Source organism: Seonamhaeicola marinus (assembly GCF_008085455.1).
This window is the reverse complement of sequence record NZ_VSDQ01000679.1, coordinates 287168-308953: the sequence shown is the minus strand read 5'-3', so window position 1 is coordinate 308953 and position 21786 is coordinate 287168. Positions and strand designations below refer to the sequence as shown.

General features: G+C 34.7%; 13 protein-coding genes. 5 read left to right on the top strand and 8 right to left on the bottom strand.

What is annotated here, in order from left to right; all coding sequences use genetic code 11:
* The first annotated feature begins 13 nt into the window (after nucleotides 1-13).
* Nucleotides 14-688, top strand: coding sequence for a hypothetical protein (locus tag FUA24_RS12525; RefSeq protein ID WP_148542799.1), 675 nt, complete (start codon nucleotides 14-16; stop codon nucleotides 686-688).
* Between the two features lie 28 nt (nucleotides 689-716).
* Here the strand turns inward: FUA24_RS12525 and FUA24_RS12520 are convergent, their stop codons facing one another.
* From FUA24_RS12520 to FUA24_RS12505, 4 genes are all read right to left on the bottom strand, one after another.
* Nucleotides 717-1508 (bottom strand): 3-keto-disaccharide hydrolase, encoded by a 792-nt coding sequence (locus tag FUA24_RS12520; protein ID WP_187388274.1) that lies wholly within the window; start codon nucleotides 1506-1508, stop codon nucleotides 717-719.
* Nucleotides 1509-1575: 67 nt separating this feature from the next.
* Nucleotides 1576-2856: a glycoside hydrolase family 117 protein gene (locus tag FUA24_RS12515; protein WP_148542795.1), complete on the bottom strand. Its 1281-nt coding sequence runs from the start codon at nucleotides 2854-2856 to the stop codon at nucleotides 1576-1578.
* Between the two features lie 14 nt (nucleotides 2857-2870).
* Nucleotides 2871-5138, bottom strand: a complete 2268-nt coding sequence (locus tag FUA24_RS12510; RefSeq protein WP_148542793.1) for a family 43 glycosylhydrolase — start codon at nucleotides 5136-5138, stop codon at nucleotides 2871-2873.
* Between the two features lie 5 nt (nucleotides 5139-5143).
* Nucleotides 5144-6925: an arylsulfatase gene (locus FUA24_RS12505; RefSeq protein WP_148542792.1), complete on the bottom strand. Its 1782-nt coding sequence runs from the start codon at nucleotides 6923-6925 to the stop codon at nucleotides 5144-5146.
* A 164-nt stretch (nucleotides 6926-7089) separates the two neighbouring features.
* Between FUA24_RS12505 and FUA24_RS12500 the strand changes: the two genes are divergently transcribed.
* A complete protein-coding gene (locus FUA24_RS12500) occupies nucleotides 7090-8712 on the top strand; it encodes a hypothetical protein (RefSeq protein ID WP_148542790.1) in 1623 nt (540 codons plus the stop codon).
* A 171-nt stretch (nucleotides 8713-8883) separates the two neighbouring features.
* Here FUA24_RS12500 and FUA24_RS12495 read toward each other — a convergent pair whose 3' ends face one another.
* Together FUA24_RS12495 and FUA24_RS12490 are read right to left on the bottom strand one after the other, a co-directional pair.
* Nucleotides 8884-10455, bottom strand: coding sequence for a RagB/SusD family nutrient uptake outer membrane protein (locus tag FUA24_RS12495; protein WP_246147042.1), 1572 nt, complete (start codon nucleotides 10453-10455; stop codon nucleotides 8884-8886).
* Between the two features lie 15 nt (nucleotides 10456-10470).
* Entirely contained in the window at nucleotides 10471-13797 is a 3327-nt protein-coding gene (locus tag FUA24_RS12490) for a SusC/RagA family TonB-linked outer membrane protein (protein WP_246147041.1), read from the bottom strand.
* 551 nt (nucleotides 13798-14348) lie between these two features.
* Here FUA24_RS12490 and FUA24_RS12485 point away from each other — a divergent pair.
* Nucleotides 14349-15977 carry a tol-pal system YbgF family protein gene (locus FUA24_RS12485; RefSeq protein ID WP_222861358.1) on the top strand — a complete coding sequence of 543 codons (1629 nt, stop codon included), beginning with the start codon at nucleotides 14349-14351 and terminating at the stop codon, nucleotides 15975-15977.
* Here the strand turns inward: FUA24_RS12485 and FUA24_RS12480 are convergent.
* Both FUA24_RS12480 and FUA24_RS12475 read right to left on the bottom strand, forming a co-directional pair.
* The gene (locus FUA24_RS12480) at nucleotides 15967-18369 is read right to left on the bottom strand and encodes a hypothetical protein (protein ID WP_148542785.1); all 2403 of its coding nucleotides are present in this window, start codon (nucleotides 18367-18369) and stop codon (nucleotides 15967-15969) included. The genes FUA24_RS12485 and FUA24_RS12480 overlap by 11 nt on opposite strands.
* A gap of 135 nt (nucleotides 18370-18504) precedes the next feature.
* On the bottom strand, nucleotides 18505-19659 hold the full coding sequence (locus tag FUA24_RS12475; RefSeq protein ID WP_148542783.1) for a DNA polymerase III subunit: 1155 nt from the start codon (nucleotides 19657-19659) through the stop codon (nucleotides 18505-18507).
* Between the two features lie 134 nt (nucleotides 19660-19793).
* Between FUA24_RS12475 and FUA24_RS12470 the strand changes: the two genes are divergently transcribed.
* Both FUA24_RS12470 and FUA24_RS12465 read left to right on the top strand, forming a co-directional pair.
* Nucleotides 19794-20840, top strand: a complete 1047-nt coding sequence (locus tag FUA24_RS12470) for a DUF2652 domain-containing protein (RefSeq protein ID WP_148542781.1) — start codon at nucleotides 19794-19796, stop codon at nucleotides 20838-20840.
* A gap of 178 nt (nucleotides 20841-21018) precedes the next feature.
* Nucleotides 21019-21708 carry a hypothetical protein gene (locus tag FUA24_RS12465; protein ID WP_187388273.1) on the top strand — a complete coding sequence of 230 codons (690 nt, stop codon included), beginning with the start codon at nucleotides 21019-21021 and terminating at the stop codon, nucleotides 21706-21708.
* Nucleotides 21709-21786: the final 78 nt, after the last annotated feature.

Here is a 21786-nt window from a genome sequence, read left to right as displayed (position 1 = left end):
ATCAATCAACAAAATGAATAGAATAATTACTTTTTTAATTTTAGTACTGGTTATTTCACCGGCGTTTAGTCAAAGAAAGAAAGACAAGGACTATGTAGAATTTGATGACAGAAAAAATGTAGTTCATGGGGTGTATTTCGGATTTAATTTTCATTATGGTCAAATAGACAATAGAGATACAGCTTTTGGAAATATAAAACTGGCCTATGTTGCAAATAGAAAGATGGAAGTTGGACTTGGTGGAACGGTCTTTTTTAATGAACGAGACAATGACAGACCCGATTTATTTAACGGTGATAAAATAGCCATGATAGGGGGTTATGGTGGTTTACACTTAGAGCCCATTCTTTTTGGAAGAAAATTTATAAGTGTGTCTTTTCCAGTCTTAGTTGGAGGGGGCGCTATAGGGTATTTTGGAAATAACTTCTCTGATGATTACGAAGGTGTAGACGAAGATATAGATGACGAAGACTTTGATACCTTTTTTATTGTAGAACCTGGTATTAATATTCTTTACAATTTCTCTAGATATACACAATTAGAAACTGGTATAAGATATAGAATAACCAGTGATTACGAACAACCACTTTATAAAAAAGGAAATATTAACGGGTTTTCGGTAGGAGTAGGTTTAAAAGTAGGTATTTTTAATATGGGAAGGAAAAAGAAGATTAAAGATAATTTTTAACCTTCTTTTAAACTTTACTGATCTAAAATTAGTTAAGGAAATGGTCCATTGGAATATTTTCCTCAAACACCTTTATTTTTATATTTCTATAAAGTATTTCTGCAGTTTCGGCCTGAAATCCAATTAAACCTTCTTTATTCGGCAGGTTAGTGGCCATATTTACAATGTCACCATTAAGTTTATGAATTACATAAGTATTGCCCATTACAATAATTTCGCATTGGTTCCACTCATTATTAAGAGCTTGGTAATTCTCAAAGTTTTTTAGGCCTAAGTGTTCTCCTGGTTTTACAAGTAGTTTTCCGCCTTTTTCCTTAGGTGTATATGTTTTTCCGTCTAATGAGTACCAATCTATTTTTGGCGCCCAAAAATCGCCTGTATGATTGCGATTGGTAATATGATTGTACCTTACTTGATACTCAATTCCTTTAGGCCAAATTTTGTCATCAACAACATGATAGTAAACGCCAGCATCATATTGATATTTATCAAAATTATTGGCTATACCCTTGCCCCATTTGTACTCAAATTTTAATATAAACTTGCTATACTTGTCTTTAGTATACAGCATACCATGAGTGTTATTTTCACCGGTATTTAATTCATATGCTTCAGGAAAATCTTTATAAACATGAATAGCCTCATTGTGTACGGAAAATACTTTGTTGGCTAGAGCTGCATCGTTACTTCTAATTTTAGCATACCAACCATCTAAATTAGTACCGTTAAATAAACTAACATAATCATCATTAGTTTTGGAACAGTCCGTAATTAAGAATAGTACAACAACACATAGTGATGGAAAAAGTACTTTTTTCATTCGAGTTAAATGACAATAAAGGTTGAATCTCATATTTAATTTCTATTGTTAGTTTAAAGCGTATATCTTATTGTTTAGTTAAGGCCTCATTCTGTTTTGCTATGCGTTCCTTTTGTGCTTTACTTAAACCTTGGCGGTAATACACATCTGGTTTGTGCTTAACACGATGTTCTTTCATTTCAGGATCATGTACATCTCTACTCAAGTCACAGTCAAAACGAACAAGTTTAGAGCAGAATTTACTCCAGTCTCCAGTGGCATTTATAAAGTGCGCTGTTCCCCAAGTAATTCCCCTTCCGTCAGTTGTATTGGTAAATGCATCTGGAACATATGGAGCAGCAGCGTAAGGCATTAACTCTGTTATAGAAGCTATCTCAAAGTTTACCCAATCTTTAGCATATTGAATGGTATTATGTTCGGGTCCGTCTTTGTAAACTAAAGCCGCTACACCTTCTTTAAATGGAAATAAAGAAGTTTCATGGCCAGAGGTAATCAATGGGTTTAATGGATGCTTTTTAAACGGCCCTAGAGGGTTGTCTGCAATTGCTAAACCCTGCATTCTAACTAAATCTGGTCTTTCACCAAAGTCTGATTTGTAATAAATATAAACTTTCCCATCATGAACAAGAGGATAGGGGTCATGAATAGAATATTGATCCCATTCGCCTTCGGCGCCATTTGGTATAACGATTTTGTTATATGGCGTCCAAGGGCCTTCAGGAGAATCTGCGTAAGAGACAGCAACAGGACAATCATCACCACGTTTTCCACTAGCTTCCATAAATCCTTGATAGTACAAATAGAATTTACCTTCCCATTCTAGAATATCTGTTGTTGTAACCGAACGCCAACCTACTGTTGGTTTTTCTGGACGTTTTACAGCTACACCTTGCTCTTCCCAATTAAAACCATCTGTTGAGGTAGCATACCAAATATCAGCTAAATCCCAATCTGATGAAGGAATGGTATCATTACATTTTTTAGCACCTTGAGGTGGTGTAGGCGTATTTCTGTAGGTATACCAAATATAGTATTTCCCGTTGTGGAGCAACACTTTTGAAGGGTCTCTTCGTGATATCGTACCGTCATAATCATTATAGTCAAAGCCTTTCATTTCTGTGTATTTGAACTGACTAAAAAGCTCATTGTTTTGTGGTTGAGGTGCTGCATAATCCGTGTAGATACGCTCCATTGCAGCACTCATTTGTCGGTTTGGTTTTTCATCTGGAAGTACAAAAGGAAAGCCTCCTTGGTTTTCTGGTTGCTCAATGATTGCTGTTTCTTTTGCGCTTTGTTGACAAGCAACTAGCATTAATGCTCCAACAATAGCTAAAAGTTTTAGTTTCATATTTTATTGTTTAGTTATTCGATAATTATTTCGTCTATTTCCCAAGTACCGTTGTACGTGTTCACGGCCGGCTGAATTGCTAATTGCATCAACTTCTCGTTAACTTCTTTAAATTTTGATAATGGGATGGTGTAGGTTTTAAATTCGTTGTCATTTGAAGAAATAGGTAGGGTTACCCAATCTTGGGTGTTCCAGTCTACAACTGTAGCAGCATCTCTCCAAAAGTTTTTATTATTGGTTTTGTTTATTGAGAACAAAGCAATTCTTAATAAACTGGCATGGCTATTATTCTTTATTTTGATGGTAACCTTAGAGGCACCTTTTGTATTTGTAAATAGAGAAGGAGAACTTTGAACTATAGCCTTTGGCTCATTTATGTTTCCGCCCAAAGAACCATTACTCATGTAAATGTTTGTACCATTTATTGCCTTCCAACCCATGGTGCTATTTTCAAATTTGAATGGACGTCCTGGACCTGGATACCAGCGATCACTTTTTGGAATTTTAACAGTACCATCTTCATTAAAAAACACGGGTTTTAAACTTGCACCTCTGTAAAAGGCACTAATGTCGTGGTTTTCTTGAAGCACATATTTTTGACCATGCCAATCAAAAAAGCTGGTGTGTCCACCATCTAAGAATTTGCCTTTAAAATGGTATGGCCCATAAAGGTCATCTGACATGGCATAGCGCGACCCGAAAACCAGATAATACTGTCCGTTTCGTTTAAACAATGTGGGTTTGTCTTCGGCGTGAAACGACTTCCCGTTTTCATCTAAAAGTTGCAATACTTTTGGTTCCGTTTTAAGGGATTTCATGTCCTCGGCAAGAGTAGCTATATAATAAATACCAGCCCCAAAAATGATATGGTAATCGCCGTCTTCAGCTTCAAAAATTTCCGGATCGTAAGGGTGTCCTGGAATGATGTCTTTGGGTAATAACGGTTTGCCTAAAAGGTCTTTGTAATTGCCATTAATTTTATCTGCAACCGCTACACCTGTGTTTATGTTTCTATTAGAAAAGAACCAATAATACGTTCCGTTTCGTTTTGTAATATCTCCTGCCCAGCAGTTTGGTTTATCTCCGATATAAAGGTCTTTTGGATAAATGCTATTATGGTATTTAAATGTTCTAAGATCTGTTGAGGACCAAATTTCCCAACGATCCATTGGGAAGGAACCTTCGGGCTCCCAACTTTTGTCATGACCAGCTATGAACCATAGGGTATCATTTTCTACCCAAGCATGTGGATCTGCCATACCATGCTCTGGAACCATTATATCTACTTTTATGGCATTAGGATTATACCCAGCAGCTGCATTAGAACGCCTTAGCAGTTCATTACGCATATCTTTAGCACGAAGCGCAAATGCTTTTTCGTTTTTTTCTTCGGTTTCTGGAAAGTTAAGTCCGTTGTCTGCTAAATCAGTTAAGGCCACACCATAATTTCCCAATAAAGCCCAATAGCAGGCACTATCTGAATCGTCAACGCGGTTTTTATTGAATTTACCCTCTCTGAAAATTGTACCTAAATTACTTTCATAAAATTGGTTGAAATAGGCCTTTCCTTTTTGGCCGCCTTCAACAATACCATATTGCCCTATTCCCCCACATTCATAGAATTTGAAATCGCCATTAAGAGCCATTTTCTTTATATAATCACAGGCAATAGGATCTCCAAAACAATTGTGAGTGTGTTCTGGGTTTTTAAGGGTTCCAACATGGAAGTTAGAACTTGTCCAGTGACTAATAAACCTTATTTTACGCAATAGATCTATTCGCCCTAAACGTTTGCAATAACTCACTAAAATAGCTTGTTCTGTTAATGGCCCATAACACAAGATGTTTAAGGTGCCCTTGGTTTTTTCTAATTCTTTATAGAGCGCAAGAATACTTGGGTAGTCTTTTAGATTGTAGTTTTTCTGCCACTGAAAATTTTCACCCATTCCCTTAACAGAAGATTCCATAAATCGGAAGCTGTTTTGATAACCACCAATATATTTGTTAAGGTTTGGAAGGTCTTTAGCATAGGCCTTTCCATAAGTTTCCTGTGCCCATTTACCTTGATTTGGTGTGTTTTTGTTCCATGGGTGAACCATACTAGCCATAACAATTGCACGGGTATCAAAATGATTAGACATTAAGATATAACTTGCTACTGCAGAAATGTCATCTGGATCGTTTATGTTATTACCTCCATCACTTATGAGCCATACTTTTGGTTTTTGTGAAAAAGCAAGTGTTATACTGAAGATGAAAAGAAATGTTGTTAATTGTTTCATCTGCCTTAGTTTTTTGAAATTGGAGTTATGTACGTGTAATAAACACCATACTTCTTTTTACCTTCTATAAAATCATTCACTAATAGAGTTTTTCCTTTAGGAAGATTTACTGTAAAAACAACAGCTTCGTCTTGGGTTGTAACTGCTTTTTCGTGAATTTGATTTGCAATACTGATGCGCACTTTTTGTGGCTTTATAGTTTCATAAGTGTAGAAGTTCTTAGGATTTTTTTCTGGTACGCCCCAAATGGTTCCTGGACACTCTTTAGGCCATCTTCTGCATTCAATTTTGTACACGCCTTCTTTATCAATTTCAAGGGCATGCGTATTGTTTAAGCTTTTCTTGCCTGCTGCTACATGTTCTGCTTTCCAAATACCTGCGCTTTCTCCAATGGCATGTTGGATAGTTAGTGTTGTTTCTTTTTGATCCTTATTTCCAGCAATGCTCACGGGAAACTCGGAATATTCAGGGTTAGTTTTGGATACTTTTAAGAATTGAGAATTATGTTCTAGCAGTTCTTTTACAACTTCAGGATACTTTGCAGACAAATCATTTTGTTGCATACGGTCTTTTTCAATATTGTAAAGTTCTTTGCCATCAATTAAACGCCAATCATCTTTAATGATACAGGTTTTATCTACATCTGTTGGTGGTCGCCAATCCTGACGGTTGTGAACAAAAATAGTTCGCTCTTCTAGTCTTTTCTTCTTTTTTGTTAGTAATTCAGAAAAGTCAATACCATCTAATTTCTTTTCTTCTGGAATAGTAATTCTGCAAAGGGAAGCTAGCGTTGGAATAAGATCTACATGGGCCGTTTCAGCATGAATATCTTTTCCTCCAGAAATTTTACCATCTTTCCATCTAATAAAAAATGGTACTCGGTGACTGCCTTCTTGTTTACCACCTTTTCTACCTCTAAAACCATGATTATAACCTAGTTTTCCATCGGCACTATAGCCATGATGAGTACCATTATCGGTCATAAAAATTAAGATAGTATTGTTGGCTAACTTTGATGTTTTAAGGAATTTTTCCAGTTTTCCGAAATTTTCATCAATATTGGTTATCATACCGTAGAATTCTGCATTCATGATTTCCGTTCCAACTAAAGGTTTATATGGGTCGGCATATTTCTCTTCTACATAGTGTGGTCCATGTGGTGCATTAGTGGGTAGGTATACAAAGAATGGTTTGTCCTTATTGTTTTGTATGAATTTAATAGTTTCTTCGAACCAAACGTCAGTACAATACCCTTTGAATTGTTGAGGTTTGTTGTTAACGTAATATATATCATCAAAATACGTGTTTCCCCAGTGGTCCGAAAGTTCTCCAACACCACCGGCTTTATGATGAATGGCAACATCAAAACCACAATCTGTAGGCCTCACAGGATAGTTATCGCCTAAATGCCATTTACCAAATAAACCGGTTACATAACCATTGGCTTTAAAGATATCGGCCATAGTTGTGGCATTACCAGATAGGGCATCTCTTCCCTTGTAAGTTGCCCATGCACCATTATTTATGGGATACCTACCAGTCATGATGGCTCCACGTGTTGGTGTGCATACAGAGCTTACATGAAAATCGGTCATTCTAACCGAACCTTTGTAGAACTTATCTAAATTTGGCGTTTGAATCCATGGATTGCCGTGGCACCCAATATCGCCTATACCTTGGTCATCAGTTAAAATTAATATAACATTAGGCCTATCTTGTTTTTGAGCTGCTACAGAACCAATAAAAAAATAGGATATCGAAAAAATCAATAAAAGGCTTTTACGCATTTTAGCTTAGTTTGGTTTTTCCAAAAATAGATAAAGTCCTAATGCTCATCAAACAAGAAAACTACACAAAAATTATATAGTGTCTATTTTTTGTTTCTATTTTTTGTTGAATACTATGTATTTTAGATATTTTAGCAAACTATCACCAAAAACTAAACAATTCATTGAAAACCAGATTATTAATTACAGCTATACTTTTCTTTTCGGTTGTATTCTATTCAAATGCATTAATACAAAATGTTATACCAGATTCAACAACCTATTATACAAACCAGGTTAATAAGGCGCTTTGGCAACATAAAACATTTCCTTATAAATCGTATCAGGTTTTAAAAAAAAGTCGTTCTTATTTCCAAAGAAGTAAGGATACCACTATGGTTATTAAATGTCTTATGCATATGTCTGAAATGCGCATGCAAAGAGGCAAATATAGTTTAGCTTTTGATCATGCTTGGGAAGGGTTGTATTTGGCCAATAAATCTCAGAAAGGGGAGGAAATGGCCAGGACACATATTCAACTTGCTCGCTTGTATGATATGTTTAGTATGGATGATGAGGTTTATTCTCATTTAAGGGAAGCTTTAAAGATTGCAAAAGAGCTTTATTTTCAAGATAATGAAAAAGTGGGCCCTTTAATTTCAAGCTATATGAATCTAGCAGTAAAGGAGCGAAAGTCTGGCAACTTTAAGGTGGCATTAAAGCATTTAGATTCCTGTCTTGTAAATGAAAAGGTCATTGAACGTAAGCAAGTTGAAATGCCTTTTATGGATGCAGAACGAGGTTACATTATGTTGAAACTTGGCAATTATGAGGAATCCAGTAAATATTTACATTCATCCAATAAACATACACTAAATAAGGCGGTAGATTATAAAACTAATATCGCAATGTATTTGGGCGAGCTAAAAGACGCTTTAAATCAATCGGATAGTGCGTTGTTCTATTACAAGAGAAGTCTAAACTATATTAATAGGAAAAATTACAGAGCCGATTTAAAACCTGAGGTACTATACAAACTTTCCGAAATTTATTATAAGAAGAAACAAAGTATTAAAGCTTATAACTATTTGGAGCAATCTCATAAGGCTGCTGATAGCATGCAGCAATTAAGAAATAAAACCAATGGAGAGCTTTTTGAAATAAAAGACAGTTACTTGCAGTCTATTTATGAAAAGAATGAACAGCTGGCTAAACGAGATTTGGTAATTGCACAGAATGAACAAGTTCAATTTAGGCTAAAAGCCATTTTGGCATTTGTTGTGTTGCTCATTGCCGTTATTCTTGTTATTTACAGAATGCGCATTAAGTTAAAACGCACCCTAATGGATAAGCGTGAGTCTGAACTTCAATCTAAACTTAAAGAGGAGCAAATTAATGCTAAAATTGAATCTAAAAGCAAAGAATTAACGTCTTATGCTTTACAGTTAATAGATAAGGAAAAAGATATTGAAGAGTTATTGGATGTTTTGAAGAAGGAATCTCCGCAGTCTTATAAAGCGTTGAGCTATAAATACACCAAGGGCTCAAAAGATTTGTGGGATACCTTTAATTTGCGTTTTACGGAAGTAAATTCTAAGTTTTATGAAAAACTTAAAACCAAACATCCAGATTTAAGCGTTACAGAACGTAAACATTGTGCTCTTATTAAGTTGAATTTTGGCACTAAAGAGATGGCTAGAATTTTAAATATTGAGCCACATAGTGTTCATATTTCCAGATCAAGAATTAGGAAAAAAATAGGTTTGGAACGTGCCGAGAAGTTAGAAAATTACATCTCTGGTTTCTAAAAAAAACCTGCTCTTAGAAAGAGCAGGCATTCAAAACTAACTACTAAAGTACGACTAAACTAATGTACTTTCTTTTCAATGTTTTGTGCTACGCGATTTAATGCACCTAGCTTAAATTATAATTGTGAAAAAAGGAGCGTGCTTTAAGACACTCCTTTTTTGAATTGTTTTTTAATATCCAGGATTTTGATTTAGAAGTGGATTTAAATCAAGTTCTCTTTGAGGAATTGGCCAACGAATTTCATGATCTTCAAAATCATCTTGAGGATTTCCTGGATTTACACCTCTTTGATCCACAAAAATGGCATTTCTGTAAAATTCTACACCACGCCTTGTTAAATCTGTACGTCTCCATCCTTCCCAACCTAATTCTAGGGCTCTTTCATGTAAAATTTCGGCATCATTGGCTTCTTGTGTGCCTAAAACCATATCTGGTAACGCGTCTGGAGTTCTTCTAGCTCTAGCTCTAATGGCATTTACAGTCATGTCTAAGTCTGCCTGTGTTAATTCACCAAGATTATTTAGTGCTTCGGCATATAGTAATAGAACATCTGCATAGCGTATGTATGGATAGTCAAAAGGGGTATCACCTGTATAAGCATTTGGGCTTTCTGCATGCCATTTCCAAGGTCTCCAAGAAAGAGGATTACCTAACTGACCAGGAGTAGTTTCCTGTTCAAAAGCTTCTTCTGGAGTGGCTCTGTTTGCTCTATGTCTTGCAACGTTGTTTTTAAAACGCCAATCGCCATCTTGATCATAGGTGGTAATAAAGTTTAGATTAAAGAAACTTGTAGGGAAACCTCCTCCTAAGTTACGAGGCCCTATAGGCCCAAATTGACTTCCCATATTTCCTCCATTAAGAAGACCAGGTCCATCAAAACTAATGGCAAACACCATTTCATTTGATTGCTCATTGTCTAATTGGAATATCTCATGATAATCTGGAAATAATTCGTAGATACCACTATCAATAACTTCTTTAAGTACGTTTTTTGCATCAGTTAATCTAGAGGTTTGATTAAGAGGAAAACCAGACATTTGCAGATAAACTTTTCCTAGTAAGGCTTGGGCAGATCCTTTTGTTGCTCTACCACCGCCTTGACTTGGTTCAAGAGTGGAAATGGCATATTGTAAATCTTCTATGATGAAGTCATAAACTTCTTCTGGTGATGATGCTGCAATTTCTAGGTTGTTTAAATCTGCCGTTTCGTTCTTCTTTAAAGGAATATTTTCCCAAGCTACAACTAAGCCAAAATACAACATAGCTCTTAGGTATCTAGCTTCTGCAACAAAGGTATTTTTAACGTCAGTATCTATTTGATCTTCTGTCATTGCTCCTATACGATCTATGGCACTGTTAACTCTATTGACAGCTCGATACATGTCTCTCCATAAAAATTCTATATTTGGTGTTGATGGAGATGCTTGATGTAAGTAGATGAATCTTCTAGAATCCCAACGAGGCGAAACAGAAAGGTCATTAGCTAAAATCCCCCAAAGAAACTGCATACCTTGTTGGCCTCTACCACCAAAAGACATAACATGTTGTATGGCGTCATATGCGCCAAATAAATAAATTTGTGCGCCATCTTGATCTACTAATAAGGCATTTGGATCTAAAAAGGCGTTAGGTTTTTCTTTTAAAAAAGAACTATTTTCAACTTCGCAAGATGTTCCCAACAATGCGATAGCAAATAGTATTATTGTTTTTAAAAACTTATAATTTTTCATAATTAATTTCATTTCTTGTTTTTTATTCTAGAAACCAACATTTAGACCAACTCTAAATGTTCTTGCTCTTGGATAAGAATCTACATCTAATCCTGGTGTTAACTGATTTCTGGCAACACTTACCTCTGGATCATATCCAGAATAATTAGTCCAAACAAATACGTTATCTACTGCCCCGTATAGTCTAAAAGTTTTTACGCCTAAATTGTCTTTTAACCTTTTAGGTAGTTCATAACCTAAAGTGATGTTACTAATTCTTAAAAATGAACCATCTTCAACGTAATCTGAGTACAAAGAACCAGGAATAGCACCGTTTTGATATCCTAAAATTGAAGCTACTTTAGTGTTTGGAGATTCAGGTTCCCAACGGTTTCTTATGATGCCGTATTTGTTAGAAAAAGGAACAGTTTGGCTATAACCTTTATGTAGGTTTTTATTGTTTATTTCATTACCATAAGACCATTGGGTAACAACTGATAAATCAACATTTTTGAACTTGAAGTTATTGGTAAACCCTCCAAAATGATCTGGAAGCGCATTACCTAAAATAGTTCTATCGTCTGCATTAACAATACCATCACCAGCATCAGGAATACCATCGCCATCGGTGTCAATTGTGTGTTGATCTACGAATTTTGGCATACCAGGACGGTAGCGTGTTCTATCAGATTGTCCAGATGTATGAATACCATCTTTTAGTTCATATTCTAGTTCGTACCATTGAATACCTTGGTCTTCAGCATCTTGTCGTAATTGAGCAGCTGCCTCAGCATCAGATAAACCATCAAAGGCGTCAAAATCGCTATAGTTGTACACACCTTCTACCTCAATACCATAGAACGACCCTAAGGCTTCACCAACTCTTACGATATAATCATTTGTAACTTGATTTCCAGCACCAATTGCTGTTACAATGAATTCGTTAGCATCTCCTAAATCTAAAACCTTATTTCTGTTAAAGCTGATATTAAAGTTAGTAGTCCATTCAAAGTTCTTTGTGTCAACATTAATTGTGTTTAGAGCAAGCTCAAATCCTTTATTCTCTACAGCTCCTAAGTTTTTAAAGACACTATTAAAACCACTTGATGCCGCTAAAGGCACTTCTAAAAGCAAATCTTCAGTTTCCTTCTCGTAATAATCGGCTTCAATACTAATTCTGTTATTGAATAAACCTATTGACACACCAGCATCTAATTGCTTGGTGGTTTCCCAGGTAAGGTCTGGATTAGCTAACTGACTAACAGCGGCACCAGCAAATTGTTGATTCCCGTTAAGAATTATACTTGCAAATTGCGCTTGAGCAAACGACCTATAAGAACCAATAGATGTGTTGCCTGTTTCACCATAACTTGCTTTAAGCTTCAGGTTATTTATGGTCCTACTTCCTTTTAAGAAGTTTTCGTTAGCTACATTCCAAGCAAGACCAGCAGATGGGAAGAAACCCCATTTTGCGCCTTCTGCAAAACGAGAGGAACCGTCGTATCTTGCACTGGCATTTAAGATATACTTTCCTTTATAATTGTATTGTAAACGCCCTAAGTAAGATTGGAGTGAAGTTCTCACAAAATTGGAACTATTTTGCAATGTCTCCCCAGCCACTCCTAAATTACCTAAGTTAACACCAGGTAAATTAAAGTCTAAAGCTTCAGATCTAATAAATTCGTTAGTATCTTCTTGTCTTTCAAAAACAGCCGTTATATTTAAGTTATGTCCGCCGTTAAAACGTTTCTTATAATTTAAATTTTGCTCTGTAATAATACTTGAAGTTAATCTACTATTAACTATTGCTCTACCATTAGTTAATCTACCATAACCCAATTCTTCACTAAAATATTGTTCAGATTTGTTGTTGGCAACAGACCCCCTTAAGGACGACTTAAAGGTAAGGTTGTCTGTTATTTCATATTGCACAAAAACACTACCTAAAACTCTAGAATTTCGCCTATTGTTATAATCCGTTTCTAACCTTAGAACAGGGTTAACAAACTCTCCATTTCTTAAGCTCACTAAGTTGCCTTCATCGTCAAAAATAGCATCCCCATTATCTAACCTTCTTCCAATAAGTGGTCTAAACAATGTTGAATTGGTTAAAAGACCACTTCGTCCTTGTAAACCAGCATTTGCAGCGGCAATAATTCCTGAGTTTTTAGTAATACCTAAATTAATGTTTATACCAGAAGATAATTTATCGGTAATATTCTGTCTTATGTTAATATTCCCATTGTAACGTTCATAATTATTCGTTTTTACAATACCTTCTTGGTTTAAATATGAAAAAGAAGCAGAATAGGAGTTTTTGTCACTACCACCCCTCATGGAAAGTCTATAATTATGAGTTACTGCGTTACGCGTAACTTCTTCTTGCCAATCGTAAGTACGCATTAATGGATCGGAAAATGGAATAGGCGTTCCGTCATCTTCTTTAAAAATAAATGCGTTTCTATCATTAGGGTCTGTAGGGTCTGCTCCTTCAGTTGGGAAATATTCATTCCACCATTCCACGTATTCTTCACCACTTAACAAATCAATTGGTCTAACCATTGAAGAAAATCCTGTAAAGGTTTCAAAGTTTAAAGAAGTACGTCCTTTTTTTCCTTTTTTAGTGGTAATTATAATTACACCATTGGCACCTCTTGATCCATAAATAGCTGTAGCTGAAGCGTCTTTCAACACCTCAATAGACTCTATAGAACTTGGATCAAGTGATTCTAATGGACTTGTTGAAGAGTTGCCTAAGCCACTGCCTCCAGTTCCTGATGCTTCAGATGATCCACTAAGAGCAAATCCGTCTATAACGTAAAGAGGGTCGTTACTAGCATTAATAGAAGAACCACCTCTTACACGAATTTGAAAACCAGATCCAGGCTCACCACTAGATTGAACCACTTGAACCCCAGCCGCTCTAGCCGCTAGGCCGCCTTCAAATGTAACTGGCTTTACTTGGTCTATTTGCTCACTTTTAACAGAAACAATAGAACCCGTTAAGTCTTTTTTGCTTGCCGTTCCGTATCCAATGACAACAACTTCATCTAATTTGGAAACATCTTCTGTAAGCTGCACATTAATTTGGTTGCTATCTTTTACGGTAATTTCTTTCGTTTGATATCCTATAAAACTGAACACTAAGACATCATTTGGTTTAGCCTTAATAGTGTAATTTCCATCAAAGTCTGATGCTGTTCCAGTATTTGTTCCTTTTAGAATAACACTTACCCCAGGTAAAGGCAAACCGTTAGAACTTATTTGACCAGTTATGGTTTTTGTCTGGGCACTTATGTTCATGCTTATGGCCAGAACAAATGCTGTTAGAAACGTCTTAAATAGCCGTTTTTCTTTTTTTAGATTGTTTTTCATATGTAATTATTTAGTTAATTTTTAGATAGTTGTTTTAAGTTGGTTGTGTATTTAAGTAAGCTCCAAATACTATGGGTTTAAGCTATATTCGTTTGGTCACATTGGAATTCCATCTTGAGTTTCTGGAAATCAAAAGTTTTAGAAATATGGATTTAGGAGTGCCTTAGTTTTAGTTGATGCAGGCAATTTTAATAGCTTGGATAAAAATGCTTGAAGCAATTGTTGCGAGAGATTAAAAAAATACATTTCCATTATTAGTTTAGTTCTTTTGTTGAGCGTTAATCAACGGATGTTTATCTAGTTTTTGGCAGATTTTTCTTGTATAGAAATTATTTAGAACTTTGAGTTGGTTTAAGCTTATCTAAATTGAGTAACTGCCAGTTTAATTGGGGATTAGCCCATTTTAAAAGAGGAGACAAACTTATGTTTTAGGTGCTCTGCAGTCAAAAAACTGAACTACATAAACTATACATAAGGGCTTTTTTGAGCTTACATAAATGCTACGTAATTGAATAATTTTATACTTTGGTAGAAATTGAAATATGCCAGTTATGAAGCTGTTTTATAGGTTTTTATGTTTTTTAACATTTATACTGTTTTCAAACTTTAGTCTTAGTGCTCAAGTAGAAGAGAGTATACTAGACTCAGTATCATATTATACAAAGAGGATGCAAAGGGCTAGGGGAGTATCAAAAAAAAACCCACAAAGGTCACTTAAAATTGCAAGAACGTGTTTAGAGTATTTTGAAGCTAAGAATGACACGGCTATGATATCTAAATGCTTAATGGATATGTCTGAAACCCAAAAAGTAATAGGTAAATATAGTTTGGCTTTCGACAATTTATGGGAAGCACAATACTTATCTAATTTTACCAATTACGATAATACAAAACAGGAAGTTCATATAAGACTTGCTAAGCTCTACGCCTTATTTAATATGGATAAAGAATCTATGGAGCATTTTCAGGCGTCATTAGCAATTTCAAAAGATTTATATTTTGAAGACGAAAGTAATACGAGACCTTTGGTGTCATCTTATATGAATCTTGCGTTAAGAGAGCGACTTCAGGGTAATTATTTTGAAGCTTTAAAATATTTAGATTCTTGTTTAATTAATGACGAAATAGTTGAAAACAAACATGTAGACATGCCTTTTTTAGATGCCGAAAGAGGTTATGTTATGTTGAAACTTGATAGATTGAATGAAGCATCAAAGTACTTACATTCTTCTTTTAAACATACAAAAGACGTTGATGTACCCTACAGAACAAATATTAATATGTTTTTAGGGGAGTTATATGAACGGAAAGGTGAGTTAGATAGTGCTGTTTTTTATTTTAATAAGAGCTTAAACTTAATTGAACTAAGAAATTATAGAAGCGATTTAAAAGCTGATGTACTATTTAAGTTATCAAATGTTTTTTTTAAGAAGAATTTAGATACCAAGGCCTATTTATACTCTGTTAAATCTCAGGTTGTTTCGGATAGTTTAATGGATATAAAGAATCAAACGAATAGTGAACTTTTTGAAATAAAAAATACTTACCTAAAATCAATTTCTGAGAAGAATGCGCAATTAGCAAAACAACAGAATGAAATAGCCGAAAATAAAGAAATACAATGGCGACTTAAGATGATTTCAGCTTTTGCTATTTTACTCGTTATTGTACTTTCTATTATTTATAGAATGCGTATGAAATTAAAACGCACTTTAATGGCTAAAAGAGAAGCTGAAATTACATCTGAACTTAAAGAAGAACAAAATAGAACTGAAATTGCTGCCAAAAGTAAAGAGCTTACTTCCTATGCATTGCAGCTTATAGATAAAGAGAAGGATATTGATGAACTGTTAGATGTCTTAAAGAAAGAATCACCTTCTAATTATAAATCTATGAGTTATAGATATAAAAAGGGAGCCAAAGATTTATGGGACTCGTTTAACTTAAGATTTACAGAAGTGAATGACGAGTTCTATACTAAACTGAAGGAAAAACACCCAGATTTAAGCATTACAGAGCGTAAACATTGTGCTTTAATCAAGCTGAAATTTGGGACAAAAGAGATGGCAAGAATTTTAAATATTGTACCACACAGTATACACATATCTAGATCTAGAATTAGAAAAAAAATTGGATTGCAGCGTAATGATAGTTTAGAGGATTATATTGCTAATCTTTAATTTCTCTTTTAGGCAATAAAGCAAATCCAATTAAAAGTTTTCCTTGTTTAGTGCTACCAAGAAGTTTTCCTGTAAAGTTAGATTCAGAAATTCTGTTTTGACTTCCATCGAACATTAAAATAAGCTTGTCACCTTTTTTCTTGGTTTTTAATAATTTACAACCATTACCATAATCTACCTCTTCTGGAGCTCCAAACCTTACTGTTTCGAAGTCTATATCGGTAAGTGGATTGAAGTTTACTTCAGGGTTTATTAGAACCTTAATGATTTTTGTTTCAGAATTAATAGGTTTAGAATTAAGAATTTCTAAGCGTTTGTGAACGGTTAATGGTATAATGATATTTTTAGAGTTATGCTTGTCTTTTGCTAAGTCATCCCTTTTCGGAACATCTATAACGGCCACCGATAAATGTGTTGCTCTTCCAAATGTATCGGTTAATACGTGGGGTCTTTCCAGTTTATACCAATGTGTTTGAGTTCCGTCTTCATAACTTGTGTTATTAGGTGTATAGGCAGTTCCCGGATTAAATTTCCAGTGAATTCCATCTAGCGATCTTAAATAAATAGCCCGATAATCTAAAAAGGCATTTATCATCATGTGATATTGTACGTCATCTTTCCAAAGTACGGGGTCTTCGAAATTGGAGGTTCTGTATTTTTCTGGTATAATAGGATTGCCTTGTAACGGTCCTGTTAATATTTTATATGGTCCCAATGGGTTTGTATCTTCACTCATCATCATTCCTCCCCCTTTAGTAACAAATAAGAACTTGCCATTATTCATATGAACTCCAGACAAGTTTCTTTTAAACCTGTAAAACAGTTTAGGTTTTTCTAGAGTTGTGTTTTCATCAATTTGCATGATACCAATATGTTTCCAGGGGCCATTCATTGATTTCGAAGTGAATAAATGAGGCTCCCAGTTAATTAAGGAGTATAACATAAATGTACCATCATTTAGGAGAATGATATCTGGATTATGTCCCAATCCGTTAGCGAAATTATAAGCAAGATCTTTTTGCACTTTATACGGCCCCGTAGGTTTAGCTGCAACCACATGGGCCACAGTAGATCTCGGCCATTCCCAATGCCCTTTGGTGGCGTTTGCTGGCCATCTAGTAACTAACATATGGTATTTACCATCGGTTTTATCGTAAACAGGTCTTCCTCCCCAATAGCTCCATTCTGGATCTTCAATTCCATTGTCTATATCTCTTGGTAAAACACCTGCTGCTCCCCAAGTGTTTGTAGAAAGTTTATTGTGGATAGGCATGGGCAGGATTAAATCACTAAAGGATGCGCCTTTTACCATTTTAACTTTTGCTTTTATAGGTTTTGACTTTTCACTTGTATTACCGCTAAAGTCATGAGCAACGACAACATAGGTATTTTGAATAGCTTTGGTAGGCGTAAAATCTAAGAAAGTAGTTTTTGTTAATTTGTGTGCTATTTCTTTGAAGTTTTCACCGTTTGCGTTACCTCTAAAAACAGAATAATATTTTATATCATTACTAGTGCTTTTAGTCCAATGTAACCGTATTTCTGAATCAAAAATATCTGCTTTAAGTTCTGTTGGAGGCTTAGGAGCTATTTTATCAATTTTTGCAATTGTAACCTTATTTGAAGCGCCAGATTCTATACCATTAAACCGTGTAACAACATAAGTGTAGTTTACACCATTTATTAGATTATTATCAATAAAGTTTAATGCTGAGGTCTCACCTATTTTTATATAATCGTCTTTTTCACTGAACTGGCGGTATATTTTAAATGTGCTGTTAGCATCGGCTCTATAGTCTTCCCAAATTAATTTTAGACCGTCTTTAGTAACTTCTGCCTTCAAATCTGGACCCCTAGTTTTTGCATTCACTACACTTAAATTAACATAATGTAGAAAGACCTTAATTTCATCTTCAGAATAGAATGTAGCCCTTACAAAAGGGGGTCCTTCTTTAGCATCTTCTTCAGTTAAGGTATAAGTACCTTTAAAGTGTTCAATTATTTTATCAGACCCCTTTAGTTTAACTTTATTGGCAACAATGCGCTCGTGTTTACCAAATACTAAGCTTAATGAAATACTACCTTTACTTATGTATTCTAAATCCGCGCCAAAACTCCATTTAAGTATATCTCCAGCTTTTGGCTTTTTATAATTAGGATTGGTATTTAAAACTACAGATTCAGCTATGCCAACATTGTTTATGCTAAACATGCTTCCGTGGTGTATACCCATTTTATACTCTCCCAAACCACTTACATTATGAGTTTTCCAAAAAGGCGACTGTTTTGATTGCCGCCAATAGCCTTTTACCATTTCAAAATCGCCATCATTCACGTTTTTGTAAGGTGCATTATCACCTAGTAAAACTATTTGAGCATTTAGAATACTCACTGAGAAAAAAAGAAAATAAAAATTGAAAAGTGCCTCACAGTTTAATTGTTAAGTTGGACACTAAAATTAAAAATAAGAGTGGTTGATTTTAAAAAGAAACCATTAAAAATGAGAGTGATATGGTTTCAATAGGTTTTATTCGGCCTTTTTGTGTAACAATCTGGTCAGTTTAATTGATAGATCGGTTAAAATAATTTTAGAGTTACCGTTGCGTTCTATATGATAAATGGCATTTTGAAGTTCATCGCTTATTTCTAAAATATTACCACCATGAATAAAAGGCGCAAAGTTTTCAAGTCTAAATTTTTCGGTTTTTGGTTCCAAAAAAACTAACTCTGTGGCATTATAGTTAAGTAGAAGTGCTTGTCTAAAAAAGTCAATACAAAAATTAAGAAATTGTTTTTGGGTTTCACGCCCTGTTTTGGCAATGTTTTCGCTCCATGAAATTAAATCATGAATTGCAGCTTTGTTACCTTTGGCTTTAAAGGCACTACGTACCCAAAATATAAACCATTCCTCAAATTGAATGTCTTCTGAATCATGATAGACTAAATCACAAGCTTTGTTATAGTTGCCATTAGACTGATGGGCAATTTTAGTAGCCACAGCTTCATCTAATTGGTAATTTTTAAGAAGGGCTTCTTTTATGACATCTTCAGCTAAAGGAGGAAAATGCAATATTTGACAACGCGAACGAATGGTATTTATAATTTGTTCTTCGTCTTCCGCAATTAAAAGGAAAATTGTTTTATTTGGTGGCTCTTCAATAAGCTTAAGAAGTTTATTTGCACAGGCAATGTTCATTTTTTCAGCCATCCAAATAAGCATAACCTTGTAACCGCCTTCATAAGATTTTAAAGAAAGCGCCTTTACAATATCTTGAGCCTCGTCTACACCTATTTGCCCTTGTTTATTATCTACTCCAAGTAGTTTATACCAATCAAAAAGATTACCATAGGGCTGTTCTTTTATTAATTGGCGCCATTCTTCTAAATAATGACTAGACACGGGATGACTTTTGGCTTTATCTGTTGTAGTTACAGGAAAAGCAAAGTGCAAATCTGGATGTGAAATATTGCTGAATTTTAGATTACAAGCTTCATTTCCAGAGGTGTTTTCTCCATCACTATTTTTACATAAGAGATACTGTGCATATGCTATAGCCATTGGTAAGGTGCCCGAACCTTCAGGCCCAACAAATAGTTGTGCATGTGGAATCCTTCCGTTATCAGCACTTTTGGTAAGGTGACTTTTAATATGTTCTTGCCCTAAAATATCTGAGAATAGCATCAAACAAAAGTAAACGAATTTTTTTATGATTAGAAGTTTAAAGTAACATATGTAGCTTTAACAAATCTTTGTAATAAACTAAACAGAAAGAGTTTTATTTTTATACTTCTGAAAATCAATTAACCAGTTTTTCAATGCAGAAAGCATTACTTTTTATTCCAGACATTTCGGGCTTTACTGAGTTTGTGCACCACACCTCAATAACACACAGTAGACATATTATTGCTGAGTTGTTGGAGTTGCTCATTGACACAAATCCTATGCATTTAGAATTGGCTGAAATTGAAGGAGACGCATTGTTCTTATATAAACTTCAGGATAAGGTAGATATTAAGCTGATAGAAAAGCAAGTAGAAGAAATGTACTTAGCCTTTCACACGCATTTAAAACGCTACGAATACCAACGTATTTGTCAATGTGGCGCCTGTACCTCTGCCTATAACCTTCAGCTCAAATTTGTAATTCATTACGGCGAAATTGAGTTCATCAAGATAAAAGATTCTGAAAAGCCTTATGGAAGCAATGTAATTCAAATTCATAGGTTGCTTAAAAATGAGGTGCCCGTGAATGAATATGCATTATTTACGGAAAGTGTTAATTCTACCCAAGGAAAGGATGAAATAACCGCGCATTATGATTTTGGAAGTATAAATTATACCTATACTGCACTAAATTATCTAAAAGAAAGGCTTCCTGAAATAAAGCTTATTCCCGATAATGTTCCAAAGCATAAACTATTTCATGAAACCGAAATTATTAAGATTCCTATGAATGATTTATACGAGGTGATTAGTAATTTTGACTATAGATTGCTTTGGACGAAGGGCATTGATAAACTGGAATATGAAAAGAACAAAATAAACCGTGTTGGAGAAAAACACAGGTGCTTAGTTAACAATAAAGAAGTAGAACAGGTTACGGTTACCAAACAAGTTGAAAATAATCAGCTGGTTTACGGTGAGTCTACTAACTTAGTGCCTTTTACAAAAAAATTTAACAACTATTTTGTTTTAGAAGAAGTGAAAGATGGGCATACCAAATTAACCGTCGAAATATTTGTTGATTTCAAACCCTTTGGGATTATTATGAAACCTTTAATGAAAAAGAACCTCAAGAAAATTATTTCGGAAAACATTAAAGAGTTGGTAGTGCTTATAGATTCTGGATTTACACTAAACTAAGGACAAACTTTCTTTGGTGTGAATTTATAATATTTACATGTATTTATCTTGAAGTTTAGTTTGTTTCCAATGTTAAGTTTTTAGTAAAATGTAAGATTTAACATTGGAAAATAGGATTTTTATGTAGTTTTGTTAACATTAAATTTACATTGAGTTAACAATAAACAAACTTTAAGTTATGGCAAAAGCAGCAGTTGAAAAGAAAAAACTGAGTAAAAAGGACAAGAAAAAAGCGGAAAAGCTTGCGAAAGAACTAAAATTAGCGGCTAAGAAAAAAGCCAAAGCAGACAAGGCCAAAGCAAAGAAGAAAGCGAAAGCAAAAGCTAAAAAAGAAAAGGAGCTTAAAAAGGCCAAAGCTAAGGCAGCTAAATTAGCAGCAAAAAAGAAAGCTGCAGAGAAGAAGGCCAAAGCAAAAGCAAAGAAGAAAGCTAAAGAGGCCAAAGCAAAGGCTAAGAAAAAGGCGATGGCGAAGGCTAAAAAATTAGCTGCTAAGAAAAAAGCAGCGGCTAAAGCCAGAGCAAAAGCCATTAAGAAAGCAAAATTGGCTAAAGCTAAGGCTAAAAAGAAGGCAAAAGCAAAAGCTAAAAAGATTGCTGCTAAGAAAAAAGCACAATTAAAAAAGGCAAAATTAGCTGCTAAGAAGAAGGCAAAGTCTGCAAAAGCAAAAGCAAAGAAAAAAGTAAGTAAGCCTATTGCCAAGAAAAAGGTAGATAAGAAACCTGCCGAATTAAAAAAGAAAAAAAATAAGGTGGTCGCTTCTAAGAAGAAGACAAAACCTACTAAAAAAGACCCAAAACTAGAACTTGTTAAGTCAAAGAAGAAGACTTCAAAATCAAAATCTAAACCTAAGCTAAAGAAAGCTTCGTAAAATAATTGCTGCCTACATCGTTTTCGTTAAAAAACACATTTTTTAGTGCTAATTAATTGGTTACTTTTGTAAACATTA

What these genes read in the sequence shown, in the direction of transcription:
- FUA24_RS12525 (WP_148542799.1), top strand. Translation starts at nt 14, where the DNA reads ATGAATAGAATAATTACTTTTTTAATTTTAGTACTGGTTATTTCACCG.
- FUA24_RS12520 (WP_187388274.1), bottom strand. Translation starts at nt 1,508, where the DNA reads ATGAAAAAAGTACTTTTTCCATCACTATGTGTTGTTGTACTATTCTTA.
- FUA24_RS12515 (WP_148542795.1), bottom strand. Translation starts at nt 2,856, where the DNA reads ATGAAACTAAAACTTTTAGCTATTGTTGGAGCATTAATGCTAGTTGCT.
- FUA24_RS12510 (WP_148542793.1), bottom strand. Translation starts at nt 5,138, where the DNA reads ATGAAACAATTAACAACATTTCTTTTCATCTTCAGTATAACACTTGCT.
- FUA24_RS12505 (WP_148542792.1), bottom strand. Translation starts at nt 6,925, where the DNA reads ATGCGTAAAAGCCTTTTATTGATTTTTTCGATATCCTATTTTTTTATT.
- FUA24_RS12495 (WP_246147042.1), bottom strand. Translation starts at nt 10,455, where the DNA reads ATGAAATTAATTATGAAAAATTATAAGTTTTTAAAAACAATAATACTA.
- FUA24_RS12490 (WP_246147041.1), bottom strand. Translation starts at nt 13,797, where the DNA reads ATGAAAAACAATCTAAAAAAAGAAAAACGGCTATTTAAGACGTTTCTA.
- FUA24_RS12485 (WP_222861358.1), top strand. Translation starts at nt 14,349, where the DNA reads ATGAAGCTGTTTTATAGGTTTTTATGTTTTTTAACATTTATACTGTTT.
- FUA24_RS12475 (WP_148542783.1), bottom strand. Translation starts at nt 19,659, where the DNA reads ATGCTATTCTCAGATATTTTAGGGCAAGAACATATTAAAAGTCACCTT.
- FUA24_RS12470 (WP_148542781.1), top strand. Translation starts at nt 19,794, where the DNA reads ATGCAGAAAGCATTACTTTTTATTCCAGACATTTCGGGCTTTACTGAG.
- FUA24_RS12465 (WP_187388273.1), top strand. Translation starts at nt 21,019, where the DNA reads ATGGCAAAAGCAGCAGTTGAAAAGAAAAAACTGAGTAAAAAGGACAAG.